At 62.0% G+C, this 25899-nt stretch carries 22 protein-coding genes and 1 pseudogene; 16 read left to right on the forward strand and 7 right to left on the reverse strand.

All coding sequences use genetic code 11. The features are described from left to right. Nucleotides 1-9: 9 nt before the first annotated feature. Together HBO11_RS23495 and phnX are read left to right on the forward strand one after the other, a co-directional pair. The gene (locus HBO11_RS23495; RefSeq protein WP_169956265.1) at nt 10-882 is read left to right on the forward strand and encodes a LysR substrate-binding domain-containing protein; all 873 of its coding nucleotides are present in this window, start codon (nt 10-12) and stop codon (nt 880-882) included. 83 nt (nt 883-965) lie between these two features. Then, complete coding sequence (gene phnX / locus HBO11_RS23500; RefSeq protein ID WP_169956263.1) at nt 966-1793, forward strand: phosphonoacetaldehyde hydrolase; 828 nt, start codon at nt 966-968, stop codon at nt 1791-1793. Between the two features lie 63 nt (nt 1794-1856). Here the strand turns inward: phnX and HBO11_RS23505 are convergent, their stop codons facing one another. Further along, nucleotides 1857-2240 carry a cytochrome c family protein gene (locus HBO11_RS23505; protein ID WP_169956261.1) on the reverse strand — a complete coding sequence of 128 codons (384 nt, stop codon included), beginning with the start codon at nt 2238-2240 and terminating at the stop codon, nt 1857-1859. A 55-nt stretch (nt 2241-2295) separates the two neighbouring features. Beyond that, the gene (locus tag HBO11_RS23510; RefSeq protein ID WP_169956259.1) at nt 2296-2856 is read right to left on the reverse strand and encodes a hypothetical protein; all 561 of its coding nucleotides are present in this window, start codon (nt 2854-2856) and stop codon (nt 2296-2298) included. 174 nt (nt 2857-3030) lie between these two features. Between HBO11_RS23510 and HBO11_RS23515 the strand changes: the two genes are divergently transcribed. After that, nucleotides 3031-3750, forward strand: coding sequence for an SDR family oxidoreductase (locus tag HBO11_RS23515; protein WP_169956257.1), 720 nt, complete (start codon nt 3031-3033; stop codon nt 3748-3750). Nucleotides 3751-3767: 17 nt separating this feature from the next. On the opposite strand, the gene HBO11_RS23520 is transcribed toward HBO11_RS23515, so the two are convergent. Next, entirely contained in the window at nt 3768-4700 is a 933-nt protein-coding gene (locus tag HBO11_RS23520; RefSeq protein ID WP_169956255.1) for a hypothetical protein, read from the reverse strand. A gap of 192 nt (nt 4701-4892) precedes the next feature. Between HBO11_RS23520 and HBO11_RS23525 the strand changes: the two genes are divergently transcribed. From HBO11_RS23525 to HBO11_RS23545, 5 genes are all read left to right on the forward strand, one after another. Beyond that, nucleotides 4893-5270, forward strand: a complete 378-nt coding sequence (locus HBO11_RS23525) for a response regulator (RefSeq protein WP_169956253.1) — start codon at nt 4893-4895, stop codon at nt 5268-5270. 202 nt (nt 5271-5472) lie between these two features. Next, nucleotides 5473-6087 (forward strand): biliverdin-producing heme oxygenase, encoded by a 615-nt coding sequence (locus HBO11_RS23530; RefSeq protein WP_169956252.1) that lies wholly within the window; start codon nt 5473-5475, stop codon nt 6085-6087. Next, nucleotides 6084-8321 carry an ATP-binding protein gene (locus tag HBO11_RS23535; protein ID WP_169956250.1) on the forward strand — a complete coding sequence of 746 codons (2238 nt, stop codon included), beginning with the start codon at nt 6084-6086 and terminating at the stop codon, nt 8319-8321. The genes HBO11_RS23530 and HBO11_RS23535 overlap by 4 nt, the downstream gene beginning before the upstream one ends. Nucleotides 8322-8434: 113 nt before the next feature. Beyond that, nucleotides 8435-10354, forward strand: coding sequence for an alkaline phosphatase D family protein (locus tag HBO11_RS23540; protein ID WP_169956248.1), 1920 nt, complete (start codon nt 8435-8437; stop codon nt 10352-10354). 150 nt (nt 10355-10504) lie between these two features. Further along, a complete protein-coding gene (locus HBO11_RS23545) occupies nt 10505-11518 on the forward strand; it encodes a diguanylate cyclase (RefSeq protein ID WP_169956246.1) in 1014 nt (337 codons plus the stop codon). 51 nt (nt 11519-11569) lie between these two features. On the opposite strand, the gene HBO11_RS23550 is transcribed toward HBO11_RS23545, so the two are convergent. The 3 genes from HBO11_RS23550 to HBO11_RS23560 all read right to left on the reverse strand — a co-directional run bounded on the left by HBO11_RS23550 (nt 11570) and on the right by HBO11_RS23560 (nt 16380). Further along, nucleotides 11570-13603 (reverse strand): c-type cytochrome, encoded by a 2034-nt coding sequence (locus HBO11_RS23550; RefSeq protein ID WP_169956234.1) that lies wholly within the window; start codon nt 13601-13603, stop codon nt 11570-11572. A gap of 166 nt (nt 13604-13769) precedes the next feature. Further along, nucleotides 13770-15377, reverse strand: a complete 1608-nt coding sequence (locus HBO11_RS23555; protein WP_169956232.1) for a 5-guanidino-2-oxopentanoate decarboxylase — start codon at nt 15375-15377, stop codon at nt 13770-13772. Nucleotides 15378-15495: 118 nt separating this feature from the next. Further along, complete coding sequence (locus tag HBO11_RS23560) at nt 15496-16380, reverse strand: LysR substrate-binding domain-containing protein (RefSeq protein ID WP_029300234.1); 885 nt, start codon at nt 16378-16380, stop codon at nt 15496-15498. Nucleotides 16381-16703: 323 nt separating this feature from the next. Between HBO11_RS23560 and HBO11_RS23565 the strand changes: the two are divergent. The 8 genes and pseudogenes from HBO11_RS23565 to HBO11_RS23600 all read left to right on the forward strand — a co-directional run. After that, a pseudogene (locus HBO11_RS23565) lies at nt 16704-17468 on the forward strand (ATP-binding cassette domain-containing protein); the annotation flags it as partial. 47 nt (nt 17469-17515) lie between these two features. Further along, nucleotides 17516-18289 carry a transporter substrate-binding domain-containing protein gene (locus HBO11_RS23570; RefSeq protein ID WP_169956230.1) on the forward strand — a complete coding sequence of 258 codons (774 nt, stop codon included), beginning with the start codon at nt 17516-17518 and terminating at the stop codon, nt 18287-18289. A gap of 18 nt (nt 18290-18307) precedes the next feature. After that, on the forward strand, nt 18308-19021 hold the full coding sequence (locus tag HBO11_RS23575) for an ABC transporter permease subunit (protein WP_169902072.1): 714 nt from the start codon (nt 18308-18310) through the stop codon (nt 19019-19021). A gap of 12 nt (nt 19022-19033) precedes the next feature. Beyond that, a complete protein-coding gene (locus tag HBO11_RS23580; protein WP_057437876.1) occupies nt 19034-19723 on the forward strand; it encodes an ABC transporter permease subunit in 690 nt (229 codons plus the stop codon). A 21-nt stretch (nt 19724-19744) separates the two neighbouring features. Continuing rightward, a complete protein-coding gene (locus tag HBO11_RS23585) occupies nt 19745-20926 on the forward strand; it encodes an aminotransferase class I/II-fold pyridoxal phosphate-dependent enzyme (protein WP_169956226.1) in 1182 nt (393 codons plus the stop codon). Between the two features lie 132 nt (nt 20927-21058). Next, nucleotides 21059-22795 (forward strand): amidohydrolase, encoded by a 1737-nt coding sequence (locus tag HBO11_RS23590; RefSeq protein WP_169956224.1) that lies wholly within the window; start codon nt 21059-21061, stop codon nt 22793-22795. Then, the gene (locus tag HBO11_RS23595) at nt 22792-23709 is read left to right on the forward strand and encodes a GTP-binding protein (RefSeq protein ID WP_169956222.1); all 918 of its coding nucleotides are present in this window, start codon (nt 22792-22794) and stop codon (nt 23707-23709) included. The genes HBO11_RS23590 and HBO11_RS23595 overlap by 4 nt, the downstream gene beginning before the upstream one ends. Nucleotides 23710-23816: 107 nt before the next feature. Further along, complete coding sequence (locus HBO11_RS23600; protein WP_169956220.1) at nt 23817-24521, forward strand: hypothetical protein; 705 nt, start codon at nt 23817-23819, stop codon at nt 24519-24521. Between the two features lie 485 nt (nt 24522-25006). Here HBO11_RS23600 and cyoE read toward each other — a convergent pair whose 3' ends face one another. Beyond that, nucleotides 25007-25894 carry a heme o synthase gene (gene cyoE / locus HBO11_RS23605; RefSeq protein WP_029300217.1) on the reverse strand — a complete coding sequence of 296 codons (888 nt, stop codon included), beginning with the start codon at nt 25892-25894 and terminating at the stop codon, nt 25007-25009. Between the last annotated feature and the right edge of the window lie 5 nt (nt 25895-25899).

Below are 25899 nucleotides of genomic sequence, written 5' to 3' on the forward strand. Positions count from 1 at the left end.
GGATGCGTTATGTACCAGTACCACAAGTGGCTACGTTCCTTTCATGCGGTGGCGAAGACCGGCAGTTTCACCCTCGCCGCCGAGTATCTGAGCGTCGGCCAGCCAACGGTCAGCGAACAGGTGAATGCCCTGGAAAAGCAGTTCTCGGTGGAGTTGTTCCACCGCCGTGGGCGCTTTATCGAGATGAGTTCCGCCGGCCATGCGCTCTACGGGATCACCCAGGGCCTGTTCGGCCAGGAGGATGAAGCCATGCAATTGCTGCACAGCTTCAAGCAGCGCAAGACCGGGATGTTGCGCCTGGGCGCGGTCTCGCCGCCGATCGCCATGAACCTGACGTACGAGTTGATGCAGCGCCATCCGGATATCGAGCTGGAGACCTCGTTTTCCCCAGAGAAGGAGACCCTCGACCGCCTGTTCAATTTTGATATCGACGTGGCAATCCTGGCCCTCTCGGAGTTTGACCAACGCTTCGATACGCAGTTGTACCGGCGCTACCCGATCATTGCGGTGGTGCGCGACGACCATCCCTGGGCAGCGCAGAAAGAAGTGCACGTCGCGCAAATCAGCCAGGAGCGCTGGGTCATGCGCGAACGCAGCTCGCGCACCCGGCAACTGGTGGAAGAAAGCTGCAAGCGCCTGGGGGTGGACCTCAACTGCGTGATGCAGCTCAACAGCCGCGAGGCGATCGTGCACGCCATCGCCAAGGGCATCGGCATTGGCTTTGTGTCGGCGGTGGAATATGCCCAAACACCGGGCACCACACCGATCACCTTTGTCGACCACCCGTTTTCCATCGACTACCACCTTTGTTGCCTGGGCATCCGGCGCAACCGCCCGATGATCGCCGAACTGTTCGAGGCCAGCCCCATACCGGCTACCTGATTGGCTTCACCCTTTTTGCACTCAACCGGCTTACCTCATTTATCGAGGGACGGCCTGCTCATACCCGAAAATGGAGATCCACCATGAACTACCAACCACCTTCCAAGCTGCAAGCCGTGGTCCTGGACTGGGCCGGCACCGTTGTCGACTTCGGCTCCTTTGCCCCCACGCAGATTTTCGTCGAGGCCTTTGCCGAGTTCGGCGTCGCCGTATCCCTGGAGGAAGCGCGCGGGCCAATGGGCATGGGCAAGTGGGATCACATCCGCACCCTGTGCAATCAGCCGCAGATTGCCGAGCGCTATCGTGCGGTGTTCAACCGCCAGCCGACCGACGACGACGTCACCGCCCTGTATGAGCGCTTCATGCCGCTGCAGATCGAGAAGATCGCCCTGCACTCGGCGGTGATTCCCGGCGCGCTGGAGGCGATTGAAACCCTGCGAGGCAAGGGCTTGAAGATTGGCTCGTGCTCCGGTTACCCGGCGGTGGTGATGACCAAGGTGGTCGAGCTGGCGCGGCAAAATGGCTACGTGGCCGACCATGTCGTGGCCACTGACGAAGTGCCCAATGGCCGCCCGCATCCGGCCCAGGCCCTGGCCAACGTGATTGCCCTGGGCATCAGCGATGTGGCGGCGTGCGTCAAGGTCGATGACACCTGGCCGGGGATCCTGGAAGGGCGCAGTGCCGGCATGTGGACGGTGGCGCTGACCTGCTCCGGTAACGCCCTGGGCCTGACCTACGCGCAATACCAGGCGCTGCCAGCCGCCGAGCTGGCGCAGGAGCGCGAGCGTATTAGCCAGATGTTTGAAGGGTCGCGGCCGCATTACCTGATCGATACCATCGTCGACCTGCCGGCGGTGATCGACGACATCAATGCGCGGCTGGCGCGCGGGGAAACCCCACAAGGCAGCTGAAATCGACACCTGACCTGTAGGAGCCGGCTTGCTGGCTCCTACAATGGATTTGGCTGTACCCGGCTACTGCCCCTGGAAGGTCTCAAGATACGCCAGCAGATTCTCGATCTTCTCCTGATCGCTGATCCCCCAGAAAATCATGCGCGTGCCACTCACCACTTTCTTCGGGTTCTCGATATAGGCCGCGAGCTTTTCCCGGGTCCATACCACGCCCGAATTTTTCATCGCGTCGGAATACTGATAGTCCGCCGTGGTGCCCGCCAGCCGCCCGATCACCCCATTGAGCTGAGGCCCGAAGCCGCCACGGGCATTCAGACCGACACTGTGGCAACCGCCACAGGTCTTGGTGAACAGCCTGGCGCCTGCCTCGGCGTCGCCTGCCGCCACCGCCCAAGTGTTGAAAAGCATGGCAGTGAACAACAGGGTCAGTAAGGCAGCGGGTTTCATCAGGGGCTCCAGGTCGAGGGCTTCAGGCAGTAGAGGCGGCAATTATGCCTGCGGTTTACTTGTTCTCGTCCACGTTGTTGAAGCGCGCCCGGTTGATCTGCCAAGGCAGGGCGGGCTGTACGCGTTCTCTCTTGTGTTTGCCACGGCTGAAAAAATGCGTTTGCAGCTCCAGGAAATGCCGGTCGCGCCCAACCTGTTCAAAGGTCACGATGAAGAAAATCAGCGGTTTGCTGGCCTCGGCCCAGAGCCTGGAAGCCTTCTCGATCGCTGCGGGCAAATGGTCGATGGTGCTGTAGGAAATGAAGGTGGAAAACGCCGCAGGTTCCGATTGCTCAAACAGCTTGGTGATTTCCTTCACTTTTTTGTTATGTGGCTCATCCCACTCCCATTCGACATGGGACAGGACGCTTTTGTCGGGAAATCGCAAGACGGCATCCGTGCGCCGACTCTGTTCGAAATAGGCCCGCGCGCCGAGCAACTTCGCGCACTCGCGCACCACCAGCCCCACATGAATCGTCCAACCGGAACGGTTGGTGACAGCATCGACGTCCACCGGAAAATCCTGATACCACAAGCAATTAAACAGGGTGATGAAGTCGCGTTCGATCCGTTTCATTTTCTTCCTTGGCATCAGCCGAATAAGTAGCAAAGAGCCACCACTCTAAATCAGCCGAAGAAAAATCGCGCCCTGCCCCGGCAAAACATTTGGATACAGCCATTCAATTGCCATCACTCTCGCCCTCTGTTTGCATGCGCACTTTCCATCAGCACGTCAGTTCAGGAGAGATCGATGAGAACCATGGTGGTCGGTGCTAGCAAGGGTTTGGGCAGGGCTTTTATGGAGGGTCTGGGCGGCGTGGGGGATACCTTGATCGGTGTCTCGCGCAGCCGTCCAACCGACCTGCTATCCAGCACCGGCGCCGAAGTGTCGTGGGTAGAAGCCGATCTTGGTCAACCGGCGCAGGCCGCGCAGTTCATCGAGCAGGCAGTGGCACAGGACGGCCTGGACACGCTGATCTATAACCTGGGTATCTGGGAAGAACAGGCATTCGATGCGGCTTACAGCTTCCTCAAGGATGAAGACACGCAGTTGGAAGCCATCGTCAGTTGCAACATCACCGCGCCTTTGCTGTTGATCAAGCGCCTGCTGCCCGTGCTGTTAAAAAGCCCCAACCCACGCATCATCTTTACCGGCTCGACCTCAGGCCTACCCCAGAGTGGGCGCCCGGAGGTGACGTTCGGTGCGTCGAAGTTCGCCTTGCGCGGCATGGCCGATGCCTTGCGCGAAGGTTATCGGCACCAGCGCCTGGGCGTGACCTGCCTGAACCTGGGTTACCTGAATACCGTGGATCCATTGAGCACCTCCCGGCTTGAGGCCGAGCAGCGCGGCGACGGGCAATTGATCCCGGTACACGACGTGGTGCAGGTGGTGCGCATGGCGTTGAGCCTGTCATCGGCCAGCTTCGTCAAGGAACTGACCTTGCCGGCCCTGATGGATGAGCGCTTCTGACTGAATGAGCCGAATCTTCAGACGGCCAAATAAATAGCCATCAGACACAACGGCACCAACACCAGCCCCAACAGCATCATGAACACCACACTCATGGCGTTGGTCCGGGGCGTGCCGACGTGGCTGACAAAGCCCATGCACAACCGTCGCAGCAGGTCGGCGCCCCTGGCGAACTGGTAGGCCACGGTGATGGTCAGCAGCGAGAGAGTTCCGGTGACTGCACAGTAAAACAGGATCGGCTCGGGCATGAAGTAACTGGAGATAAAGCCTTCGGACGTGGCATAGATAAACGTCACGGGCTGAAACAGCGCTATCGCATACAGCACATTGCGCAACGGGTCGAAGGCTATGGTCGGCCGCACTTCGTCAGCGGGCAGCAAGGCGTACAGTTCGTTCGCGTCCGACCAGCGAAACCAGTAGACCGCCACGCTGAACAGCACGTAGGCCAAGGCAATCGTCGCCGAAAAACACCACAGGAACCGCCACGAGCCAAACCCGCGGCGCATACCCACGTTGATGCTCCACTTGGTCAACTGGATGGTCACGCAGTCGATCACAATCGCCACCAGCAGGCCCTTGCCATAGAAGTCTTTGATGGCTTGCAGCACGTTCGGCGGCGGCGGCACATTGAACACGTGCTCGGGATTTTTAAACAGGTAGAGATCCAGCAGCCACACCACAAAAAACACCAGCGACACCAGCAAGGTGTACAGCGGGATGCTGATCAGTTGGCGCCTGGCCAGGAACGTACTCCCGAACACCCGCTGGAAGAGGTTGGCCCACAACTGGGCGATCCCGATAAAGCGGTCGCGACCAAGGCTCATGCCACTCAAGGTCTTGAGTATTTGCAGGCGACTTTTCTTGGTGCCGAACGCAACGGCGACCAACACCCCGGTACACCCGAACAAAACGGTGGAAACGACGATCAACGCCCCAATCAGTTCTTTCACACTAGCATCCCTTGCTGTGAGTTTTCGCGCTGCACATCCTGGCTTATCCCACGCGTAATCCGCAAGCAACGGCGGTTTACTGCGCCCTCTAATACGATCAAATGACCACCCATCGAATAAAAAACATCCAATCGAACCTATCCGCTGACAGCCCACTCCACCTTACTCAACCCGGATGGTGGAGTAGTGATCATGGCTCAGCCATCGATATTGGTATTGGAAGACGACGAGATCATTCGCTCGTTGATGGTGGATGTGCTGGAGGAGTTCGGCGCGGTGGTGACGTCTTTTTCTTCAGCCGATGAAGGGATGATTTTCCTCGAGCGCACCAGTGACCCGGTGGACCTGATTGTCAGCGATATCCAGATGCCCGGCCTGCTCAATGGCTATGACCTGAGCAAGGTGGTGGCCCATCGCTGGCCGTCCTTGCCCGTCGTGCTGACGTCGGGCAATACGGTGATGGCGGCGCAGTTGGGCCATACGGTGAAGTTCCTGCCCAAGCCATGGAGCACCGAAAGGCTGCTGCACTGCGTGCAAACCGCCCTGGAACAGGGCCCTTCCCTGCACTAATGGCATCGCGACACCTACACAATCGAACTTCGCGCTAAGCCGTGAGGTCTTTCTTTGGGTAAGTTTTGATATTTCTGACGCCAATGTCAGATTTATCAACACATCCCATCAGATAAAGACTATAGGTTGTATAGAATTGCGCCCCACCCTTATCCACGCGCCAGCCATGGCCTGCCCTGGCCCACCAGCTCGAGCTTATTGAATGCATCCACAGGCCCATGACGTTGGTGTGCCCTCCCTGCTTGAAGCCCTGCGTTCAGGCACAGGTCTGCTACACGTGGCCCTGGAAAAGCGCTTGCCGTTCTTTTCTGCACAACTGGATGCCGGCTGGTATCAGCGATTGCTTGAGGCTTACTACGGTTTTTACCGCCCAATGGAATCGCGACTGTACGCCAGTGGCTTGATTCCCGTGGGATTCGACCAGGCCCTGCGGGTAAAGACGCCGACCTTGCACACCGACCTGAACGCCTTGGGCTTGGCCAACCAGGCAATTGCCGGGTTGCCCGTCTGCCCTGCGCTACCCCGCCTCGACACACCGGCCGCCTGCCTGGGGGCGCTGTATGTGCTGGAAGGCGCGACCCTCGGCGGCCAGGTGCTGCGCCGGGAGATGGCCCAACGCCTGGCGCTGGACGCCAGCAACGGCGGGGCCTTTCTCAATGTATACGGTGCCGAGACCGGTCGGCGCTGGAAAGATTTCCTCGACTATTTGGGCCACGTCCCGCTGGACGACCTCGGCCGTCAGCAGGCGGTGGACGCGGCCTGCTCGACATTCCGCTGCTTTGAGCAATGGCTCGACGGCCAGGAGGTATTGCTGTGAAACCCCAGGATTTTGAAGAATTACTTGCCAACTGCGCCGACGAGCCCATTCGTTTTCCCGGCGCGATCCAGCCCCATGGCGTGCTGCTGACCCTGCGCGAACCGGACCTGCAGATCGTGCAGGTCAGTGCCAACGTCGCCAGCCTGTTCAATCACCAGCCCGATGCCTTGCTCGGCCAGACACTGGACACGCTGCTGGGAGCGGAAAATGCCAACCTCGTGAAGCAGATGGCCAGCCAATCCAGTTTCATCGACGCCCCGGCGCTGCACGTCACACTCAACGGCGCCGAGTTCGAGGGCCTGCTGCATCGCCACCAGGGCGTGCTGGTGCTGGAGTTCGAGCCGTTGCACAAGCATTTCCAGCCCAAGCCACAGAATGGCCGCACCAGTAACCTGGGCAAGATGTTGCAACGTTTGCAGTCAGCGAAAACCCTGCAAGCCTTGTACGAAATCAGCGTCAGTGAAATCCAGGCCATGACGGGCTACGACCGGGTGCTGATTTATCGCTTCGAAGAGGAAGGCCACGGCCAGGTCATCGCTGAAGCATCCGCGCCGTCCATGGAACTGTTCAACGGCCTGTTCTTCCCGGCGTCCGACATCCCGGAGCAGGCCCGCGAGCTGTACCGCACCAACTGGCTGCGGATCATCCCCAATGCCGACTACGAGCCGGTGCCACTGCTGCCCAAGCTACGCCCGGACACCGGGCAACCCTTGGACTTGAGCTTCTCGACCCTGCGCAGCGTGTCGCCGATCCACTGCCAATACATGAAGAACATGGGCGTGCTGTCGTCCATGAGCATTTCCCTGATGAAGGGCGACAAGCTGTGGGGCCTGATCAGTTGCGGCAACCGCACGCCACTACACGTGCCCAACGACTTACGCACTACCTGCCAGACCATCGGCCAGGTGCTGTCGTTGCAGATCAGCGCCATGGAAGCCCTGGACACCAGCCGCCAGCGCGAGGAAAAGGTCGCGGCACTGGGCGTGCTCAACCAGGCGATGAACGCTGCCACCGACAATGTGTTCGATGGCCTGGCCCAATACCCGCAAGTGTTGATGGACCTGGCGCAGGCCGGTGGCGTGGCGATCATTGACGGCCAGCAACTGCACCGCTACGGCCACTGCCCGGAGCCGGCGCAGATCCGTGCGCTGCACAAATGGCTACAGGAAACCGGGCAACCGGTGTTTGCCAGCCACCACTTGTCAGCGCTCTACCCACCGGCGGCGGACTACCAGCCAGTGGCCAGCGGCGTCCTCGCCATGAGCCTGCCCAAGCCGGTGGACAATGGCGTGCTGTGGTTCCGTCCGGAAGTCAAAGAGAACATCCAGTGGAGTGGCGACCCGAAGAAACCGTTGGCCCTGGAAAAATCCGACACGGGCCTGCGCCTTCGCCCACGCACCTCGTTTGAAATCTGGAAAGTGGAAATGGCCGGCATCTCCACCAAGTGGAGCCACGGCGACCGTTTTGCCGCCAACGACCTGCGCCGTTCAGCCCTGGAAAACGACCTGTCACGCCAGGTCCTGCGCGAGCAGCAGGCGGTGCGTGCCCGTGATGAATTGGTGGCAGTGGTGTCCCACGACCTGCGCAACCCGATGACCATCATTTCGATGCTCTGCGGCATGATGCAAAAGGCCTTCAGCTCCGATGGCACCCATTCTTCGCGGCGTATTTCCTCGGCCATCGACACCATGCAGCAAGCCGCCGGACGCATGAATGTGTTGCTCGAAGATTTGCTCGACACCTCCAAGATCGAGGCCGGCCGCTACACCGTCAGGCCCGTGCAACTGGAGGTCAGCCAGATCTTTGAAGAGGCCTATGCACTGCTCGCCCCCCTGGCTCTGGCAAAGGGCGTCGACCTGTCGTTCAACGCCGAACCCGGCCTGCAAATCAATGCCGACCCGGAGCGCCTGTTCCAGGTGCTGTCGAACCTGATCGGCAACGCCATCAAGTTCACCCCACGCCTGGGCAATATCGGGATTTCGGCGATGAGCAATGGCGAGGAGATTGTATTTGCGGTGCGCGACTCCGGCGAAGGCATTGCCCCCGAGCAACTGCCCCACGTGTTTGACCGCTATTGGACCAAGGGCGAAAACAACCCGACGGGCAGTGGCCTGGGCTTGTACATCAGCCAGGGTATCGTCCAGGCCCACGGCGGGCGGATCGAGGCCGAAAGCGAACTGGGGCGAGGCAGCGAGTTTCGCTTTACCGTACCCAAGGTGGCGGGCTTGTGCTGACCGTTTTGTAGGCGCCGGCTTGCCGGCTCCTACAGGTGTTGGTTGCTTTGACAAAACACCGACATCCACTGCGTTAACCTAGCCAGTCCAATCCCGCACAGAGCCATGTTTTCATGCTGCAACCCGAGACTTTGCCCGCCGTCCTCGCCGGCCCCCTGTTGCGCCGCCTGGAGCCGGGGCGCCTGGTGTTGTGGCTGGTGGGCAGTCGCGCGCTGGCATTGACCCTGCGGCTGCAGTTCAGCCAGGACCAGCACCCATGCGTTCTGGATATTGAACTCGACGCCACCCGCTGCCAGGTGATCCCCGTGGGCCGCGCAGCCTTTATCCACCTGATCGATGTACCGCTGGCCACGCCGCTGCCCCAGGACGTCCCCATCAGCTACGACCTGCTGATCAATGATGGAGCCGGTATCATCCAATGGGCCCCGCACCTGCTGTACCCAGGTGCCAAGACCCCGGATTTCATCCTGCACAGCCGTATCCACCAGTTGCTGCACGGCTCTTGCCGCAAACCGCACCATTACGCCGATGAAGGCCTGCTTTGTGCCGATCGCCTGCTGGCCGCAGACCGCAGCCTGACCCAGCGTCCGGCCCTGTTGATGATGAGTGGCGACCAGGTGTACGCCGACGATGTGGCCGGGCCGATGCTGCGCGCCATCCACGGGCTGATTGCACGCCTGGGCCTGTTCGACGAGCACCTCGATGGCGCCGTGGTGGACGACAGCGCCAAGCTCTACGACCACCCCGCCAGCTACTACCATCGCGCGGACCTGCTGCCGGCCCTGGAAAGCAACGAGACCCTGCGCGAACGCTTTTTTGGCGGGGTGAAAAAGCCCATCTTCACCAGCAGCACCGCCGACAACCACCTGGTGACTTTTGCCGAACTCGTGGCGATGTACCTGCTGGCCTGGTCGCCGACACCCTGGACCCTGATCGCCGCACAACCTCCCAGCGGGCTCACGCCCAAGGAACAGGAGCGCTACGCCCGCGAGCAGGTGCCTGTGGATAAGTTTCGCGACGGCCTGGGTGGAGTGGCCCGGGTGTTCGCCCATGTGCCATGCCTGATGATCTTCGATGATCACGACATCACCGATGACTGGAACCTCAGCGCCCAATGGGAACAGACCGCCTATGGCCACCCGTTCTCCAAGCGCATCATCGGCAACGCCCTGCTCGCCTATATGCTCTGCCAGGGCTGGGGCAATAACCCCGATGCCTTCGCCCCACTCGTGGAAAAAACCCTGGCCCTGACGGCGACGGCCCAGGACCACGCCAACCATTTGTCCGCGCCCGCCCAGGACCAGTTGCTCGAAGACCTCCTGAAGTTCCAGCAGTGGCACTACGTGCTGCCCACCACTCCGGCGCTGGTGGTCATCGACACCCGCACACGGCGCTGGCGCAGCGAATCCACCCTCAAGCAACCCTCCGGCCTGCTGGACTGGGAAGCCTTGAGCGAGTTGCAACAGGAACTGCTCGACCACCCTTCGGCGATCATCGTGTCGCCCGCGCCGATCTTCGGCGTCAAGCTGATCGAGACGGTGCAGAAAGTCTTCAGTTGGTGCGGCTACCCACTGTTGGTCGATGCGGAAAACTGGATGGCCCATCGTGGCGCCGCGCAGGTGATCCTGAATATCTTCCGCCACTCGCGCACCCCGGGTAACTACGTGATTCTGTCGGGGGATGTGCATTACTCGTTCGTCTACAAAGTACTGATCCGCCAGCGCAATGCCGGGCCGCATATCTGGCAGATCACCAGCAGTGGCATCAAGAACCAATTCCCGCCCCGCCTGCTGGAATGGTTCGATCGCCTCAATCGCTGGCTATATTCACCCCGTTCGCCCCTGAACTGGCTCACCCGCCGTCGCCGCATGCAAGTGGTGCCATACATCCCGGAACATGCCGAGGCCGGCGAGCGCCTGTGGAACAGTGCGGGCATCGGCCAGGTGTTTTTCAACGAGCAGGGCCAGCCCGAGGCGATTTACCAGCACAACGCCAACGGCACGCCACCCACGCGCATGCTGGAACCGCAATAGCCCGGACGGCGCCAATAATGGCGTTTAGCCACATTTTCATCGCCCCTTCTAAGCCGGCAAACCTCGTTGTACAGTACGCGCAGCCACGGAGTATCGGCGTTAACACCTGACTGGCCACAGTGAGCCAGCATCCTCGCAGGGAGCGCGCAGATGGGCGATACATCCGATTTTGATCCGTTGAAAAGTGAGTTTTTCGACGTCAACGCCGACCTGGTCCATGCCATCATGGAACTGGTCAGCGATGGTATTTGGGACTGGGATGCCAACACCGGGTTTGTCTATCGCAACCCCGGCTGGTACGAAATGCTGGGCTACGATCACCACTCCCTGGAAAACACGGTTTTCACCTGGGAAAGCGTGATCCACCCCGACGATTACCCCCATGTGATGAAACTCTTCGACGACTACATCAACAGTCGCACCCCCCTTTATCAGGCCGAATATCGCTGTCGCAAAAAAGACGGCACCTGGTTGTGGATCGAAGACCGAGGCTACATCATCGCCCACAACCCCGATGGCTCGGTGTGGCGCATGGTCGGCGCCCACCGCAGCATTCATCAACGCAAACGTTCCCTGGAACAGCTAGAGCGGCGCAACCAATCCCTTGAAGCGCTGGTAGCCGAACGCACCCGCGAACTGTCGCGGGTCAACCAGCAACTGCAGTTGCAACTGGACGAAAACCGCTCCTTGGCCGAGCGCGATACCCTGACCCGGATTGCCAACCGCTATCGCCTGGAAAAAGTCCTGTTGGAGGAGTGCGAGCGCGCCCAGCGGTTTCGCCTGCCGTTGGCGGTGATTGCCATGGATGTCGATGACTTCAAGCCCATCAACGACCAGCACGGTCACGCCGTAGGTGATGCCACGCTGTTGCGGGTGGTCGAACGCCTGGAACACTGCGTGCGCCAGGGCGACCTGCTCGCGCGCTGGGGAGGCGATGAGTTCATGGTGGTCCTGCCCAAAAGCACCATGGAAACCGCCAGGAAGATGGCCGAGCGCATCCGCCAGGCCATTCACGACATCCCCCCCGTGGGCGATTTCAAGGTGACCTTGAGCCTGGGGGTGGCGCAACGCCTCCCTGACGAGCCCCCCACCAACCTGATGGCCCGGGCAGACCAGGCGCTGTACCGGTCCAAGGCAGCGGGCAAGGACCGGGTTTCACAGTAACCGCGCACAGGCTCCGACAGTCCGCACTACACCAGACTGTAGGAGCCCAGATCAGTAACGCGCGTCCACCGGCTTACCGCCGTTCGGCCAGTCCTTCACCTTGTCCGGGAAGTCAGGGCGTGGTTTTTGCGAGAAGTAGGCAGCGACGTCTACCGCTTCCTGGTCCGACAAGCCGCCCTGGCCCAGTGGGAATTTCTCGTGGAAGCCGATCGGCATGTTGCGTTTGACGAACGCTGCCGCCGTGTAGGTGCGGGCCATGCCGGCGCCGATGTTGAAGGACTGATCGCCCCACAACGGTGGGTACACCAGGCTGCCGTCGGCGCGGGCCAGGCCCTCGCCGTCGTTGCCGTGGCACACCGCGCATTGCTTGGCGTAGACCTGCTCGCCATTGGCCAGGTCGGGCTTGATGGCCGGGTCGATCTTGCCTACGCCACGGCCGGGGACTTTGTCCTCGGGCTTGGTGTTGTTTTTCATCCAGTCGAAGTACGCCACCATCGCCTGCATGTCCGCCGATTGTGGTGGCACGGGCTTGCCATTCATCGAGCGGCGGAAGCAACCGTTGATGCGCTCTTCCAGGCTCACCACCTTGCCAGCACGCGGGGCGTAGCTGGGGAAGAATGCCGACACACCCACGAACGGCGAACCATCAGCCACAGTGCCAGCGTTGAGATGGCAACTGGTGCAGTTCAGCGAGTTGCCGACATTCTCGGGCAGCAGTTCCTTGGTTTGCAGGTGCAGGCGCATGCCGCGTACCACCTGGTCGGCATTCGGCGCCGCCAGCAGGTTGGCCAGGCGCGGCGTCTCGAACGCCGAGGAGTCGGTGCTGACCGGGTTGAGCTGGTCACGCATTTTCTTCACCTGGGCGGTGCTGATTGGCGTGCCTTCGTTACCCCAGCGCGTGCGCACAAAGGTGAGGATTTCCGCTACTTCGTTATTCCCCAGGCGTGCGAAGCCCGGCATGGTGTAGACCCGGGGATGGGCGGCGGTCTCGGCGGTTTCCCAACCGGTGAGGGTGATGTGCAGCAGCGAGGTCGGGTTGCTGGCCACCACGCCGGCGTTGCCGGCCAATGCCGGAAACAGGCCCTTCACGCCCGCGCCGTCGCTGCGGTGGCAATCGCTGCAAAACTGCATATAGCCCAGGCCGCCCCGGCTGGTGAACAAGTCCTTGGGCAGTTCGACAGGGCCTTTGGCGACAGCCGGCATCGGCAAGTCGTCCTTGCCCGGTGGCAGGGATTTGAGATACGTCGCAATGGCCGTCAGGTCGGCATCCGTGAAGTGCTGGGTGCTGTGACGGATCACGTCCACCATGTTGCCCGACACGGTGGCAAAGCGGTTCTGCCCGGTCTTGAGCAACTGCACGGTGTCTTGCACCGTCCACAGGTTGCGCAGGCTCAAGGCACGCCAGTGTTCGACGGTTTCCCCGCCCAGGTAGTGCTCGCCGCTGCTGCCGGCGTCGCTCATGGCTTTTTCCTGGAAGGCGATACCGCGTGGGGTGTGGCACGAGCCACAGTGGCCGAGGCCCTGGACCAGATAGGCGCCACGGTTGAGCACGGCATCCCGGGCCGGGTCGGGCTGGAACGGTTGTTTGTCGAGGAACATGAAATTCCACAACGCCAGGCCCCAGCGCTGGTTGAACGGGAAGCCCATGTCTGCCTCAAGGTTGGCCTTTTTCACCGGCTCGACGGCTTGCATCAGGTAGGCGAACAGGGCCCGCATGTCCTCTTCGCTCATCTTCGCGTAGGACGGATACGGCATCGCCGGGTACAGGTTCATACCGGCCGGTGTCACGCCTTCGCGCATCACGCGGTCGAACTGTTCGAAGCTGTATTGACCAATCCCGGTCTCACGGTCCGGGGTGATGTTGCTGGAGTAGATGGTGCCCATGGGCGTGTTCAGCTCCAGGCCACCCGCCATCTCGGCGCCTTGCTTGGCGGTGTGGCAGGCGATGCAGTCACCCAGTTGGGCAACGTATTTGCCCTGGGCGATCAGTTCGGTATCGGGTTTGGCGGGTTCGTTGGCGTGCAGGGGAAGCGCAAGACACAGCGTCGCCCCCATCAAGGCCAAACGTGACAGAGAAAGGGCCATCGCATTATTCCTTTAATAACCTGGCCTGGGGGTTGGCCCCTGGGTACAGGTTTTGTCTTCGTTTTTATGAGGTCATCAGGCGGATAACCGGGGCTGGGTAAGCCCCGGTTGTGTTGTAGCGGATTTTCGATGGTGGCCCGTTGATATGGATCAGGGCCGAAGCGGTTCAGGCGTTTTGCAGGTAGTGCGCAGCGTCGAGTTCGATCATCACCGGTTGAGGGGTGGCGGCCAGGCTTTGCAACAACGCGTGCAAGGCCTGTGGCGTGTCGGCCGTGTGGTGGGCGACGTGGCAACTGCGGGCCATCGCGGCAAAGTCCGGGGTCAGGATATCCACCCCCAGCGGCGTGATTTCCCGGGCCTGCATATAGTCCCGGATCTCGCCGTAGCACTGGTTGTTCCACACCACCAGGATCACGCCGATGCCGGCCTCGCGGGCCGCGATCAGTTCGTTGCTGGCAAACTGCAGGCCGCCATCGCCCACCAGCGCCACCACCGGCCGCTCGGGCTTGGCCAGCTTGGCGCCAATTGCCGCTGGCAATCCGTAGCCGAGGGTGCCGTAGCCGGTACCGGCATTAAACCAACTGTTGGCCGTCGGGGCCTGGTAGCCCACCGCGCCCTGATACACCGGCTGGGTCGAATCGCCGACGATCAGCGGGTCGACCAGGCTGTCGCGCAGCAGGTCCAGCAGGCCTTGCAGCCCCTGCTGCTTGGCATTCCACGTCTCGCGCTCCAGGCGGTTGACGCGCTGTACGCTGTCCTGTGCCCAACGCCCGCTCGGGGCGGGTGGGCGGACCTCATCCAGCAGCGCCTGCAACCCTTCGCGGGCATCGCCCACCAGCCCGACATGGGCGCGTTGCACGCCCATGACTTGCATCGGGTCGATATCCAGGCGGATCAGCGGCGCCTTGAATTTCAGTGGGCCAAGGCCGAAGAAATCGTAGTCGGTTTCTCCCAGTTCAGTGCCCACGGCGAGGATCACATCGGCCTCGTCAAACAACGAGCGGCCGTGCCTGGAAGACTGCACGCCGTCCAGCAACAACGGGTGGCCCATGGGCAGCAAGCCACGGGCATTGGTGGTCAGGGCCACCGGCGCTTGCAGGCGTTCGGCCAGTTGCTGCAAGACTTCGGCGCAATCACGGGCGCCGCCGCCGGCGAGGATCAGCGGCCGCCGCGCCTCATTGAGCAGGCTCAACGCCGCCCGCAGCGAGGCCGGCGCCGGGGCCGGGGCGCCTGGCAGGCTGCGGGGCATCAGGTTGAGGTCCACGGCGGGCATGTCCAGCACATCCAGGGGGATTTCCAGATGCACCGGGCGTGGGCGCGCGCACTTGAACACGGCGAAGGCGCGGGCCAGCAATTCCGGCAATTGCTCCGGCGATTGCAGGGTATGGCTGAACGCACACACACCAGCGACCATCGCGCGCTGATCCGGCAGCTCGTGCAGGTGCCCGTGGCCCAGGCGCAGGTGTTCGCGGCGGTTGGTGGTGGAAATCACCAGCATCGGCACCGAGTCGGCATAGGCCTGGCCCATGGCGGTCAGAATATTGGTCATGCCGGGGCCGGTGATGATGAAACACACCCCCGGCTTGCCGCTGGCGCGGGCGTAGCCGTCGGCCATAAAGCCGGCGCCCTGCTCATGGCGCGGGCTGACATGGCGCAGGCGGCTGCCGTGCAGGCCGCGATAGAGCTCGACGGTGTGCACGCCGGGGATGCCGAACAGGGTATCTACCCCATAACCTTCCAGCAGGCGAACCAGGGACTGGGCGCAGGTGGTCATTGCTCATTTCCTTCTTATTGTTCTGTGTCGATTGGCCAGACCTTAGGGCGCGCTCGGAGGGCGGACAAGCAAAAAATTTACCGGCCATTGGCAAAAAAAATTCACGGATTGCCGCGCGTCAAAGCCCGCCACCCAGCTGCGATTTCACCCACTCGCCAAATGCCTGTACCACCGGGCGCTCGACTTTCTGGTGATCGGCCACCAGGTAATAGCCACGGTTGGACTCAATCTCGGTCTCGAACGGCCGCACCAGCAAGCCCCTGGCCAGGGCCTCGCCGCTGATCAGGTTGTCGCCCATGGCGATACCCTGGCTGGCGATGCACGCCGACTGCACAAAGTGCGCATCGGCAAACACGATGCCGCGCTGCACGTCCACATTCGGCGCCCCGGCGGCGGCCAGCCAAACGCGCCAGTCGGAGTAGTCGATCATATGCAGCAACGGCGCACCGGCCAGGTGTTCCGGGTTCTTCAGGCCGCCCATGGTGTTGACCAGGCGCGGGCTGCACACCGGGAAGTAGCGCAGCGAGACGATCTTCTGCACATGCTGGTTGGGCCAGTCGCCCATGCCGTAGGCGATAAACAGGTCGGCGCCGTGGTCGCTGGTGTCGTCCGGGGTGCGCGGAGAAATCAGGTGCAGTTCGACCTGTGGATAAAGTGCCTGGAAGTCGGCGATATGGGTGCACAACCAATAGGTGGCAAACCCCGCCGGGCTGCTGATACACAGGCGCCCGCTGACCTGCTGGCCATCGAAACGCTGCCCGGCCTCGAGGATATTGGCCAGCAGCCCGTGGATATCCCGGGCATAGCGCTCGCCCTGCCAGGTGATGCGGATATTGCGCCCGGTGCGCTCAGTCAGGGCAAAACCCAGGGTCTGTTCCAGGCTCTTGATCTGGTGGCTGATGGCGCTGGGGGTGAGGTTCAGCTCGGTCGCGGCCTCGGACACGCTGCCCAGCCGGGCCACCGCGTCCAGCGCCCGCAAGGCGGTCATGGAGGGGTAACGCATGGATGTTCACCTGCTCAAAGATACCCGCACCATAGCCGCAATCGCGCCTGAGACATAGCCGCCGGCGCGCGGGACAGTTGAATTAAATTTCAATATCGAGCGAAAAATGCTCGATTGACCTCAAGTGGCCAGTGGCTATTCTCGACCTGCATCACGGCATTCCAAGACTGGCCGGCGATGGTCGTCAGCGATGACGTGGGCATTCTGGATAAATGCGGTGTTCTGGCGTTTTTCGCTGGCAAGCCAGCTCCTACAGGGGGCGGTGTCCAGGTTGATCAATTTACAAAAATAAAGAGGGAAAACCCTTGAACCCAGTCACCCCGGTGGTCGCCATCGATGCTTTGCACAAGAGCTATGCCGCGCACCATGTTCTCAAAGGCATTTCCCTGCGCGCCAATGAAGGCGATGTGGTGTCGCTGATCGGCTCCAGCGGTTCGGGCAAAAGCACCCTGCTGCGTTGCATCAACCTCCTGGAAATCCCCTGCAGCGGCAGCCTGCGCATCAACGGCGAAGAAGTGCGCCTGAAAAAGGACCGCGCCGGCAACCCGCTGATCGCCGATCCTGACCAGGTGGCACGCCTGCGCACGCAACTGGGCATGGTGTTCCAGAGCTTCAACCTGTGGCCCCACCGCACCGTGCTGGAAAATGTCATCGAAGCACCGGTGTATGTGTTGGGTGAAGACCGCAAGGACGCCATCGCCCACGCCGAGCACCTGCTGGAAAAAGTCGGCCTGGCCAGCAAGCGCGATACCTTCCCCGCCTTCCTGTCCGGCGGCCAGCAACAGCGCGTGGCCATCGCCCGCGCCCTGGCCATGCGCCCGCGCGTGTTGCTGATGGATGAACCCACCTCGGCCCTCGACCCGGAACTGGTCGGCGAAGTGCTGAAGGTGATCCAGGGCATCGCCGAAGAAGGCCGCACCATGATCCTCGTCACCCACGAAATGGCGTTTGCCCGCGATGTATCGAGCAAGGTCATGTTTTTGCACCAAGGGTTGGTTGAAGAAGAAGGCACGCCCCAGCAAGTCTTCCACAACCCCACCAGCGAGCGTTGCCGCCAGTTCGTCATGGCCCAGGACAATCGCGTTTGAACTGCCGCTTCCATCCTTCAAAACAATAACTTCGAAAGGGTCAAGCCATGCATAACTCTCTGAAATCCCTCGCCGCCGGCTGCGTGCTCGCCGTGCTGTCCCACAGTGCAATTGCCGCCGAGAAAATCGTCTTCGGCATCGCCCTGGAACCCTACCCGCCGTTCTCCGAAAAAGCCGGCAATGGCGCCTGGAGCGGCTTCGAGCCGGACCTGATCAAGGCCCTGTGCGAACGCCTGCAAGCCCAGTGTCCGCTCAAGGAAGTGTCCTGGGACGGTTTGATCCCGGCGCTGCAATCGAGCCAGATCGACGTGATCCTCAACTCCCTGAGCATCACCGAGGAGCGCGAAAAGGTCATCGCCTTTACCGCCCCGTACTACCAGACTCCGGCCATGTGGGTCGCCGACAAAAGCCTGGAGCTGGTCACCACCCCCGAAGGCCTCAAGGGCAAGTTGATCGGCGTGCAGGGCTCGACCTCCAACGCCACTTACCTCAAGGCCTACTACGCCAAGGGCTCGACCCTGCGCTACTACAACACCCAGGACGACATGACCGCCGACCTGCAAAGCGGGCGGATCGACGTGATGCTCGCCGACGCCCTGACCATCGAGCCGATGCTCAAGTCTGATGCCGGCAGCGGCCTGGCCGACAAGGGCCTGGCGCCCAAAGACCCGCTGTTTGGGTCCGGCATCGGTGCCGCGGTGCGCAAGGGTGATGACAGCCTGCGCGAGCAGCTCAACACCGCACTGGCGGCGCTCAAGGCTGACGGCACCTACGACAAAATTCGCAGCCGCTATTTCAGCGTCGATATTTCCGCGCAATAACGTCCAACGGAACGCGCCATGATTTCTTTGTCCGAACTCACCCAGCTGTTCGTCGCCGATGGCTGGCTCAACGCCCTGCTCCAGGGGGCGGTGGTGACCTTGCAGATTTCCGCCGGGGCCTTTGTGCTGGGCCTGGGCATCGGCCTGCTGGTGGCCATGATCAAGCTCAAGGGCCCACGCTGGATGGTGCGCCTGGCCAACCTCTACACCACGCTGTACCGCGCGGTGCCGGAGCTGCTGCTGATTTTGCTGCTGTATTACGCCGGCACCGACCTGCTGAACATGGCGATGGCCGCCATGGGCCGCGAGAGCGTGACGGTCAACGGTTTTATCGCCGCCGTGCTGGTGCTGGGCATCGTCCAGGGCGCGTATTCGGCAGAGATCATTCGCGGCGCGATCCAGGCCATTCCCGTGGGCCAACTGGAAGCGGCGCGGGCCTTTGGCATCGAGCGCTGGCTGCTGGTGCGCCGGGTGTTGCTGCCGAGCATGTTGCCGTTTGCCATGGCCGGCCTGTCAAACCTGTGGCTGGTGCTGGTCAAGGACAGCGCGCTGATCAGCATCGTCGGCTACAGCGAGTTGCTCTCGGTGGGCAAACAGGCGGCCGGTTCCACCAAGCATTACCTGGTGTTCTACCTGGCGGTGGCGGCGGTGTATTTCATCATCACCCTGATTTCCAACGGCGCCTTCCGGGTGTTCGAGCGACGGATCAACCGCTGGATGCCGCAGCACTAAGGAGCGCAGCCGATGGACTTTTCATGGATCAACAGTTTTGGCAACGAACTGCTGCACGGCCTGGGCATCACCCTGAAGTTGCTGGCCTTGTCCGGGGTGTTTGGCTTCTTGCTGGCGGTGCTGGTGGCGTTGGGGCGCTTGTCGTCCAACCCACTGATCAGCGGGCCGTTGCGCGCCTATACCGCAGTATTCCGGGGCACGCCGCTGCTGGTGCAGATCTACATCCTGTATTACGGCGTGGGCAGCGTGTTTGCCAGCTACCCGCTGATTCGCGGCAGCTTCCTCTGGCCGTACTTGCGTGAAGGTTTCTGGTACGTGGCCCTGGCGCTGATTTTGTGTGTCGGCGCCTATGTCGGCGAAGTGCTGCGCGGTGCCCTGCGCGCCGTGCCACGGGGCGAACTGGAAGCGGCGCGGGCGTTTGGCATGAAGCGCCTGATGGTGCTGCGCCGGGTCTGGTTGCCACGGGCCCTGGAGTTGGTCAAGCCGACGCTGGTGGGCGAAACCGTGCTGCTGCTCAAGGCGACTGCGCTGGCCTCCACCGTGGCCGTCACCGACCTGCTCGGCGCCGCCAACCTGGTGCGGGCACAGACGCTGCGGGTGTATGAGCCCCTGTTGGCGGTGGCGGTGATCTACATTGTCCTGGCGTTCGTGATCGAACACGTCTTCTCGCGCTGGGGCAAAGTCCCGCAGCGCCAGGCTTGAATCAATTTTAGGAGAACAAGGATGCGTTATTCACCGTTTGTCGAGCGCATTAGTGGCGAGTCCGTCAGCGCCTGGGATATTCACTACGCGGCCGTCGAAGCCCGTGGCCGTGGCGAAGATGTGATTGTGTTGAGCGTCGGCGATCCCGACTTCGCCACCGCCAGTGCCATCTGCGAAACCGCCGTCGACGCCCTGCGCGCCGGCGACACCCATTACACCCACGTCCTCGGCCGACCGGCCCTGCGCGAGGCGATTGCGGCCAAGCAAAGCCGTCTGCAAGGCATCGCCGTACACGCCGATAACGTGGCCCTGGTGGCCGGTGCGCAAAACGGCCTGTTCGCCACCTCGTTGTGCCTGTTCAGCCATGGCGACGAAGTGCTGGTGCCGGAGCCGATGTACCTGACCTACGAGGCATGCATCCACGCCTCCGGTGCGCGCATCGCGACCATCGAGCAACCGGCGGCCAACGGCTTTCGCCTGACCCGCGCGGCCCTGGAAAAAGCCATTAGCGCCAAGACCCGGGGCATTGCCCTGGCCACGCCGTGCAACCCCACCGGGAACGTCTACAGCCGTGAAGAGCTGGAGTTGGTGGCCGAAGTCGCCCGCGAGCATGACTTGTGGGTGATTTCCGATGAGGTCTACGGCCAGATCACTTACGACCAGCCGCACCTGAGCATCGCCTCGCTGCCGGGCATGGCCGAGCGCACCGTGGTGCTCAACAGCCTGTCGAAAACCCATGCCATGACCGGCTGGCGCGTGGGCTGGGTGGTGGCGCCGACCGCATTGGTGGGCCACCTGGATAACCTGCTGCTGTGCATGCTCTATGGCTTGCCGGGGTTTATCCAGGAAGCGGCGATCAAGGCCCTGGAGCTGGATGACGAGGTGGTGAGCGATGCGCGCACCGTGTATCGCCGCCGGCGTGACCTGGTGGTGGCCGGTCTGGGTGACATCGCCGACCTTGATTGCCGGGTACCGCAGGCCGGGATGTTCATGCTGGTGGACGTGCGCCGGACGGGGCTGTCGAGCATGGACTTTGCCTGGCAGCTGTTCCGCGCCACCGGGGTGTCGGTGCTCGATGCCCAGGCGTTTGGCGCCAGTGCCGAAGGCTTTGTGCGCATCTCCTTTACCGTCGCCGACGACACCCTCAAAGACGCTTGCCAGCGGATTGCCGGGTTTGTCGAGGGCCTGCGCGCCAACCGCTGAGTTTTATGTGGGAGCGAGCTTGCTCGCGATGCGGGCAACTCGGTCCCACAGGCACACCACGGTGATGCCATCGCAGGCAAGCCAGCTCCCACCCTTTGATCGTCGCCGCTTCTGAATATTGAGGTTTCCCCCGTGACCGCTTCCGACCAATTCACTTCCACCCACTCCGTTGTCGGCGAGCACGCTGACCTGGTGTTGCACCACGGCCGTTTCTACACCCTCGACCCGGCCCAGCCATGGGCCGATGCGGTGGCGATTCGCGGGGGACGTTTTATCGCAGTCGGCACACTCGCCGACCTGCAACACCTGATCGGCCCGCAGACCCGCCAGCACGACCTGCTGGGCGCATTCTGCATGCCCGGCCTGCACGACATGCACACCCATCCGGACCTCGCCCTGGCGCCACGCTACAGCGATGACCTGGACGTGGGCATCGAAGATCCCACCCCCGAACAACTGGCGGCAGCGATCCACGCCTACGCCGATGCCCACCCAGGCGACGGCTGGATCTACGGCCAGTACTGGGTGCGCTATACCTTCCGCGAAGCCGGCCTGACCCCAGGGCGCGAGTGGCTCGACAGCATCATGCCGGACCGCCCGGTGGCGCTGCTGGACCGTATGTGGGGGACCATGATGGTCAACTCCTGCGCCTTGAAACTAGCCGGCATCGACCGCCACACCGCCGACCCGCGCAACGGCTATATGGAGCGCGACGAACTCAGCGGCGAGCCCAACGGCCTGATGATCGACGGCGCCTACGCGCTGATCCACGCGGCCATGCCGCCGACCCCGGTGGCGGTGCTGCGCCGGGCCTATCGCGACGGCGTGCATTTCCAGAGCTCGCGTGGCGTTACCGCGACCAAGTATGTTCACGTCTGCGAGCGACGCCTGGACGCCCTCAAGGAGCTGGACGACGCGGGCGAATTGAGCCTGCGCGTGGAAGCCGCGATCAGTTGGCAGGACGACATCTTCCCGGTGCGCCGGCGTTGGGAATTGCTCGGCGGCGAGCGTCACTACTATCGCAGCGCGCGGCTGAACGCCAACGCGGTGAAGTTCCACTTCGACGGCACCGTGGAGCCCAAGTCTTCGTACCTGATGACCCCTTGGGCAGCCGACTCCACCTGGCGCGGCAAGCTCAACCTGACCCCGGAACATATCACCGACATGGTGGTGGACATGGACCGGCGCGGCCTGCGGGTGATCGCCCATTGCACCGGCGACGGCGCTTCCGATGTATTTCTCGATGCGGTAGCCGAGGCGCGGCGGGTCAACGGTGACAGCGGCATTCGTCACCAATGTGCCCACAGCACCCTGCTACATCCGGGCAACCTCAAGCGCTTCAAGGCGCTGAACGTGATCGCCGAGTTCTCCCCGGCTGCCTGGTACCCGACGCCGTTTGCCAGCGGCGCCCGCTCAGGTTACGGCGCCGAGCGCCTCAAGCGCATCTACGACTTCAAAGGCGTGCTGGCCGAAGGCGGCCTGGCGGTGATGGGCACCGACTGGCCGGTGGCCTCGATTGACCCGTGGTTGGCCCTGGAAACCATGGTCACCCGGCAAAACCCCTGGAACCAGGAACCGGACTGCTTCGGCGAGCCGATCACCCTGGAGCAGGCACTGCAAGTGGCGACCCTCAACGGCGCCCACGCCATGGGCCTGGAGCACTCCACCGGCAGCCTGGAGGTGGGCAAGTGCGCCGACCTGATCGTGATCGACCGCGACCTGTTCGCCCAGCCCGCGCGCAACTACATCCACCAGACCCAGGTGCTGCTGACCCTGGTCGATGGGCGGCCGGTGTACGACCGCCTCAACACTTTTGAAGGCACGGCGCTGCAAGCCGTGTGGCAAGGCCTGCCGCCGGTGATCGAATGAATAGCGAGCGTATTGCGGTCACGGTAGTCTCGGGCTTTCTCGGCGCAGGCAAGACCACCCTGCTCAACCGTATCGCCCAGCAGCCGCAACATGGGCGCATGGCGGTGATCGTCAATGACTTCGGCGAGCTGAATATCGATGCGGCGATCATCGCCGAAGTCACCGACGCCGTGTTCAGCCTGCAGAACGGCTGCATCTGCTGCACCGTGCAAGAGGACCTGCTGGCGCAACTGGTGAGCCTGAGCCAGATGCGCCCACGCCTGGATCGGATCGTGATCGAGTGCAGCGGCGTGTCCGACCCGCAACGCATTGTACAAACCCTGGGTTATCCACAACTCAAGGCGCACCTGTACCTGGATACGGTGATCACCCTGGTGGACGCCAGCGGCTACAGCACCCTGGAAGGTGAATTCGCGCGCTTGTCCAGGGCCCAGGTGGCGTGTGCCGACCTGGTGCTATTGAACAAGGCCGACCTGGTCAGCGCCGCCGAACTGCAGCGCCTGCGCACCGAGATCGGAGCGCGTACGCGGGTGATCAGTACCGTTCAGGCGCAGATCCCCGACGCCCTGCTGCTGGGCGAACGCAACCCACGCAACGGCCTGACGCCGGTGCCGGCGCCGCACCACGAACTGTTCGAAAGCTGGACCTGGCAGGGCACCCAGGCCCTGCCGGCCAAAGCCCTGCGCGATTGGCTGGGGCAACTGCCCAAGGATTTGTTCCGCCTCAAAGGCCTGGTGCATTTACAGGGCAACGACCAACCCTTCTGGTTGCAACATGTGGGCAACCGCAGCCAGTTCACCCTGGCCGGCGGCGAGCATGCGCAGGATTCATCGCAACTGGTGTTCATCGCCCGACGTGGCAGCGAGCTGCGGGAGCGGCTGGAGACACAACTGCAAGAGATACAGGGCCTGTAGACGCGGATGACGATGAAGGCAGAGTGCCGCCTTGACCTTGCTACCCTGGCCCTTGAAAATGCCCGACGCTTTTTCGTCTCCCCGCTTACAGAAGTAGTGAAATTTCAATGTCCGATTCCCGTACTGAAGAATCCGTAGTCACCTTGCAATCCAAAGCTGAATACGAAAACGCCATCAATCTTTCACAGCATGTGCCAGCGGCCAAGAACATCAGTGAAATGGTGCTGGACGCGTTCCATACCTCCAAGGAAAGCGACCAGATCCGCGAATTGCGCATCGCCATCCGCCAGGCCCACGACGCCTTCGACGATGACCAGGCCTACGACCTGATGGGCCAGCTCAAACAGCTCAAGGACGCCGAAGCGGCCGACAACGCCGCCCTGGAAGACCTGAGCAGCAAGTTTTCGATCAGCCGCATCCTGTCCAGCTTCAAGGACGACCCCGAGTTCCAGGAACTGGTGTATGGCCTGGCGCTCAAGGTGCTGAACCAGACCCACCAGGCCATCAGCAACCCGAGCGCCGGCAAGGGCAAGGCCGCGCGGGCGAAGAAGGAATTGGAAGTGTTTGTGATCAGCAAGGACGGGATCAGCGTGACCCTGCCGCTGCGCACGCCGCGCTCCAAGCTCAATGTCGACCGCGAGGCGCTGGAGTTCCTGGGGTTCAGCTTTGTGGGCGAAGGGGATGAAGCGGAGCTTGAGAGTGAGAGCTTTGTGGATAACTCCGGTGTCGAGCAGCCTTTGACGCGCAAGAGCATCGTCACCGCGCTGCAACAGCAGACTGCGTTTGACGGTTACAGCATCGCCCAGCAATAAGCCCTACCCCCCTCTAAATGTGGGAGCGGGCTTGCTCGCGAATGCGCAGTGTCAGTCACTTATTTGTTGATTGATACACCGCTTTCGCGAGCAAGCCCGCTCCCACAGGTAAGCAGCTCCGCGCTCTGGTTTTGCTGTTGCTTTTGATCTCAGGCGCCCCGTTAAACCACGATGGCCGCAGGCAGGTATTGCGCAGTGGGCACCCCGGCATGGATGCCGGGGTAGCCGCGACACGGCCATGGATGGCCGATCGCGGCGGGCCCACGGAGCAATGCCTGACTGCGGGCATGCCGAGCCTAGGCGAGGCACCGAGTGGTGGGGCAAGAGCCCTTTGCTTACTTTGGGGCTTTTCCAAAGTGAGCCGCCGTCAGGGCGGAACCCTAGGCCGCCGTTACCGCAGAAATGGATATGTACTCATACCAAACCACCCCCACAAAAAAGCCCCGCGCTTCTCTCGAAGGCGGGGCTTTTCATTGCATCCCAACTCAGTGGGCGTAAGTCAGCAGCAACTCTTTCGGCACCTGGAAATCCAGGGACATCATCACGCTCAAGGCCGTGATGGTGAAGATCGAGAAGACGAACAACTTGCGCGCCCAGACAGTGTCATCCACCGCCTTGTAGCCGGTCCAGGCCATGTACAACCAGTACATGCCCATGGCCGCGGCGACGGCGAGGTAGCTCATGCCGGCGTAGCCACTGAAGGTCAACATCAAGGTCGCCACGAGGAAGGCCAGGATGTAGAGCAGGATGTGTTTCTTCGCCACCTGGATGCCGCGCTTGACCGGCAATACCGGAATCGAAGCCGCCAGGTAATCGTTGAAACGGAAGATCGCAATGGCGTAGGAGTGCGGCATCTGCCACAGGCTGAACATCACCAGCAGCACCAGCGCAGCCATGTCGAAGCTATTGGTCACAGCGACATAACCAATCACCGGCGGCATCGCCCCCGACAGGCTGCCCACCAGCGTGCCGTGAACCGACTTGCGCTTGAGGTACAGGCTGTAGAGGCCGACGTAGATGACAAAGCCGATCACGGCAAACAACGCCGCCAGCGGATTGGCCACCGTGTACAGCAATGCCACGCCGGCAACACCGAGGACGGTCGCGAAGATCAGTGCCAGTTTCAGGGAGATTAGGCCCTGGACCAGCACACGATTCTTGGTGCGCTCCATCTTGATATCGATGTCACGGTCGATGCAGTTGTTGAACACGCAACCGGATGCCACAACAAGGGAAGTGCCGATCATTGCCGCCAGGAAGATGGCCAGATCGACATGCCCCTTGGAGGCCAGGAAGAAACCGCCTGCCACAGAAAGCACGTTACCGAAAATGATCCCCGGTTTGGTGATTTGGATAAAGTGCTTGAGCGACATCGGGT

This window comes from Pseudomonas sp. WS 5010, from assembly GCF_012985565.1.
Taxonomy (GTDB): domain Bacteria; phylum Pseudomonadota; class Gammaproteobacteria; order Pseudomonadales; family Pseudomonadaceae; genus Aquipseudomonas.

Coding starts and splice junctions, on each gene's coding strand:
- HBO11_RS23570 (WP_169956230.1), top strand. CDS start 17,516: ATGCATAACTCTCTGAAATCCCTCGCCGCCGGCTGCGTGCTCGCCGTG.
- HBO11_RS23505 (WP_169956261.1), bottom strand. CDS start 2,240: ATGAAACCCGCTGCCTTACTGACCCTGTTGTTCACTGCCATGCTTTTC.
- phnX (WP_169956263.1), top strand. CDS start 966: ATGAACTACCAACCACCTTCCAAGCTGCAAGCCGTGGTCCTGGACTGG.
- HBO11_RS23585 (WP_169956226.1), top strand. CDS start 19,745: ATGCGTTATTCACCGTTTGTCGAGCGCATTAGTGGCGAGTCCGTCAGC.
- HBO11_RS23595 (WP_169956222.1), top strand. CDS start 22,792: ATGAATAGCGAGCGTATTGCGGTCACGGTAGTCTCGGGCTTTCTCGGC.
- HBO11_RS23545 (WP_169956246.1), top strand. CDS start 10,505: ATGGGCGATACATCCGATTTTGATCCGTTGAAAAGTGAGTTTTTCGAC.
- HBO11_RS23525 (WP_169956253.1), top strand. CDS start 4,893: ATGGCTCAGCCATCGATATTGGTATTGGAAGACGACGAGATCATTCGC.
- HBO11_RS23540 (WP_169956248.1), top strand. CDS start 8,435: ATGCTGCAACCCGAGACTTTGCCCGCCGTCCTCGCCGGCCCCCTGTTG.
- HBO11_RS23510 (WP_169956259.1), bottom strand. CDS start 2,856: ATGAAACGGATCGAACGCGACTTCATCACCCTGTTTAATTGCTTGTGG.
- HBO11_RS23575 (WP_169902072.1), top strand. CDS start 18,308: ATGATTTCTTTGTCCGAACTCACCCAGCTGTTCGTCGCCGATGGCTGG.
- HBO11_RS23555 (WP_169956232.1), bottom strand. CDS start 15,377: ATGACCACCTGCGCCCAGTCCCTGGTTCGCCTGCTGGAAGGTTATGGG.
- HBO11_RS23530 (WP_169956252.1), top strand. CDS start 5,473: ATGCATCCACAGGCCCATGACGTTGGTGTGCCCTCCCTGCTTGAAGCC.
- HBO11_RS23560 (WP_029300234.1), bottom strand. CDS start 16,380: ATGCGTTACCCCTCCATGACCGCCTTGCGGGCGCTGGACGCGGTGGCC.
- HBO11_RS23580 (WP_057437876.1), top strand. CDS start 19,034: ATGGACTTTTCATGGATCAACAGTTTTGGCAACGAACTGCTGCACGGC.
- HBO11_RS23550 (WP_169956234.1), bottom strand. CDS start 13,603: ATGGCCCTTTCTCTGTCACGTTTGGCCTTGATGGGGGCGACGCTGTGT.
- HBO11_RS23515 (WP_169956257.1), top strand. CDS start 3,031: ATGAGAACCATGGTGGTCGGTGCTAGCAAGGGTTTGGGCAGGGCTTTT.
- HBO11_RS23600 (WP_169956220.1), top strand. CDS start 23,817: ATGTCCGATTCCCGTACTGAAGAATCCGTAGTCACCTTGCAATCCAAA.
- cyoE (WP_029300217.1), bottom strand. CDS start 25,894: ATGTCGCTCAAGCACTTTATCCAAATCACCAAACCGGGGATCATTTTC.
- HBO11_RS23495 (WP_169956265.1), top strand. CDS start 10: ATGTACCAGTACCACAAGTGGCTACGTTCCTTTCATGCGGTGGCGAAG.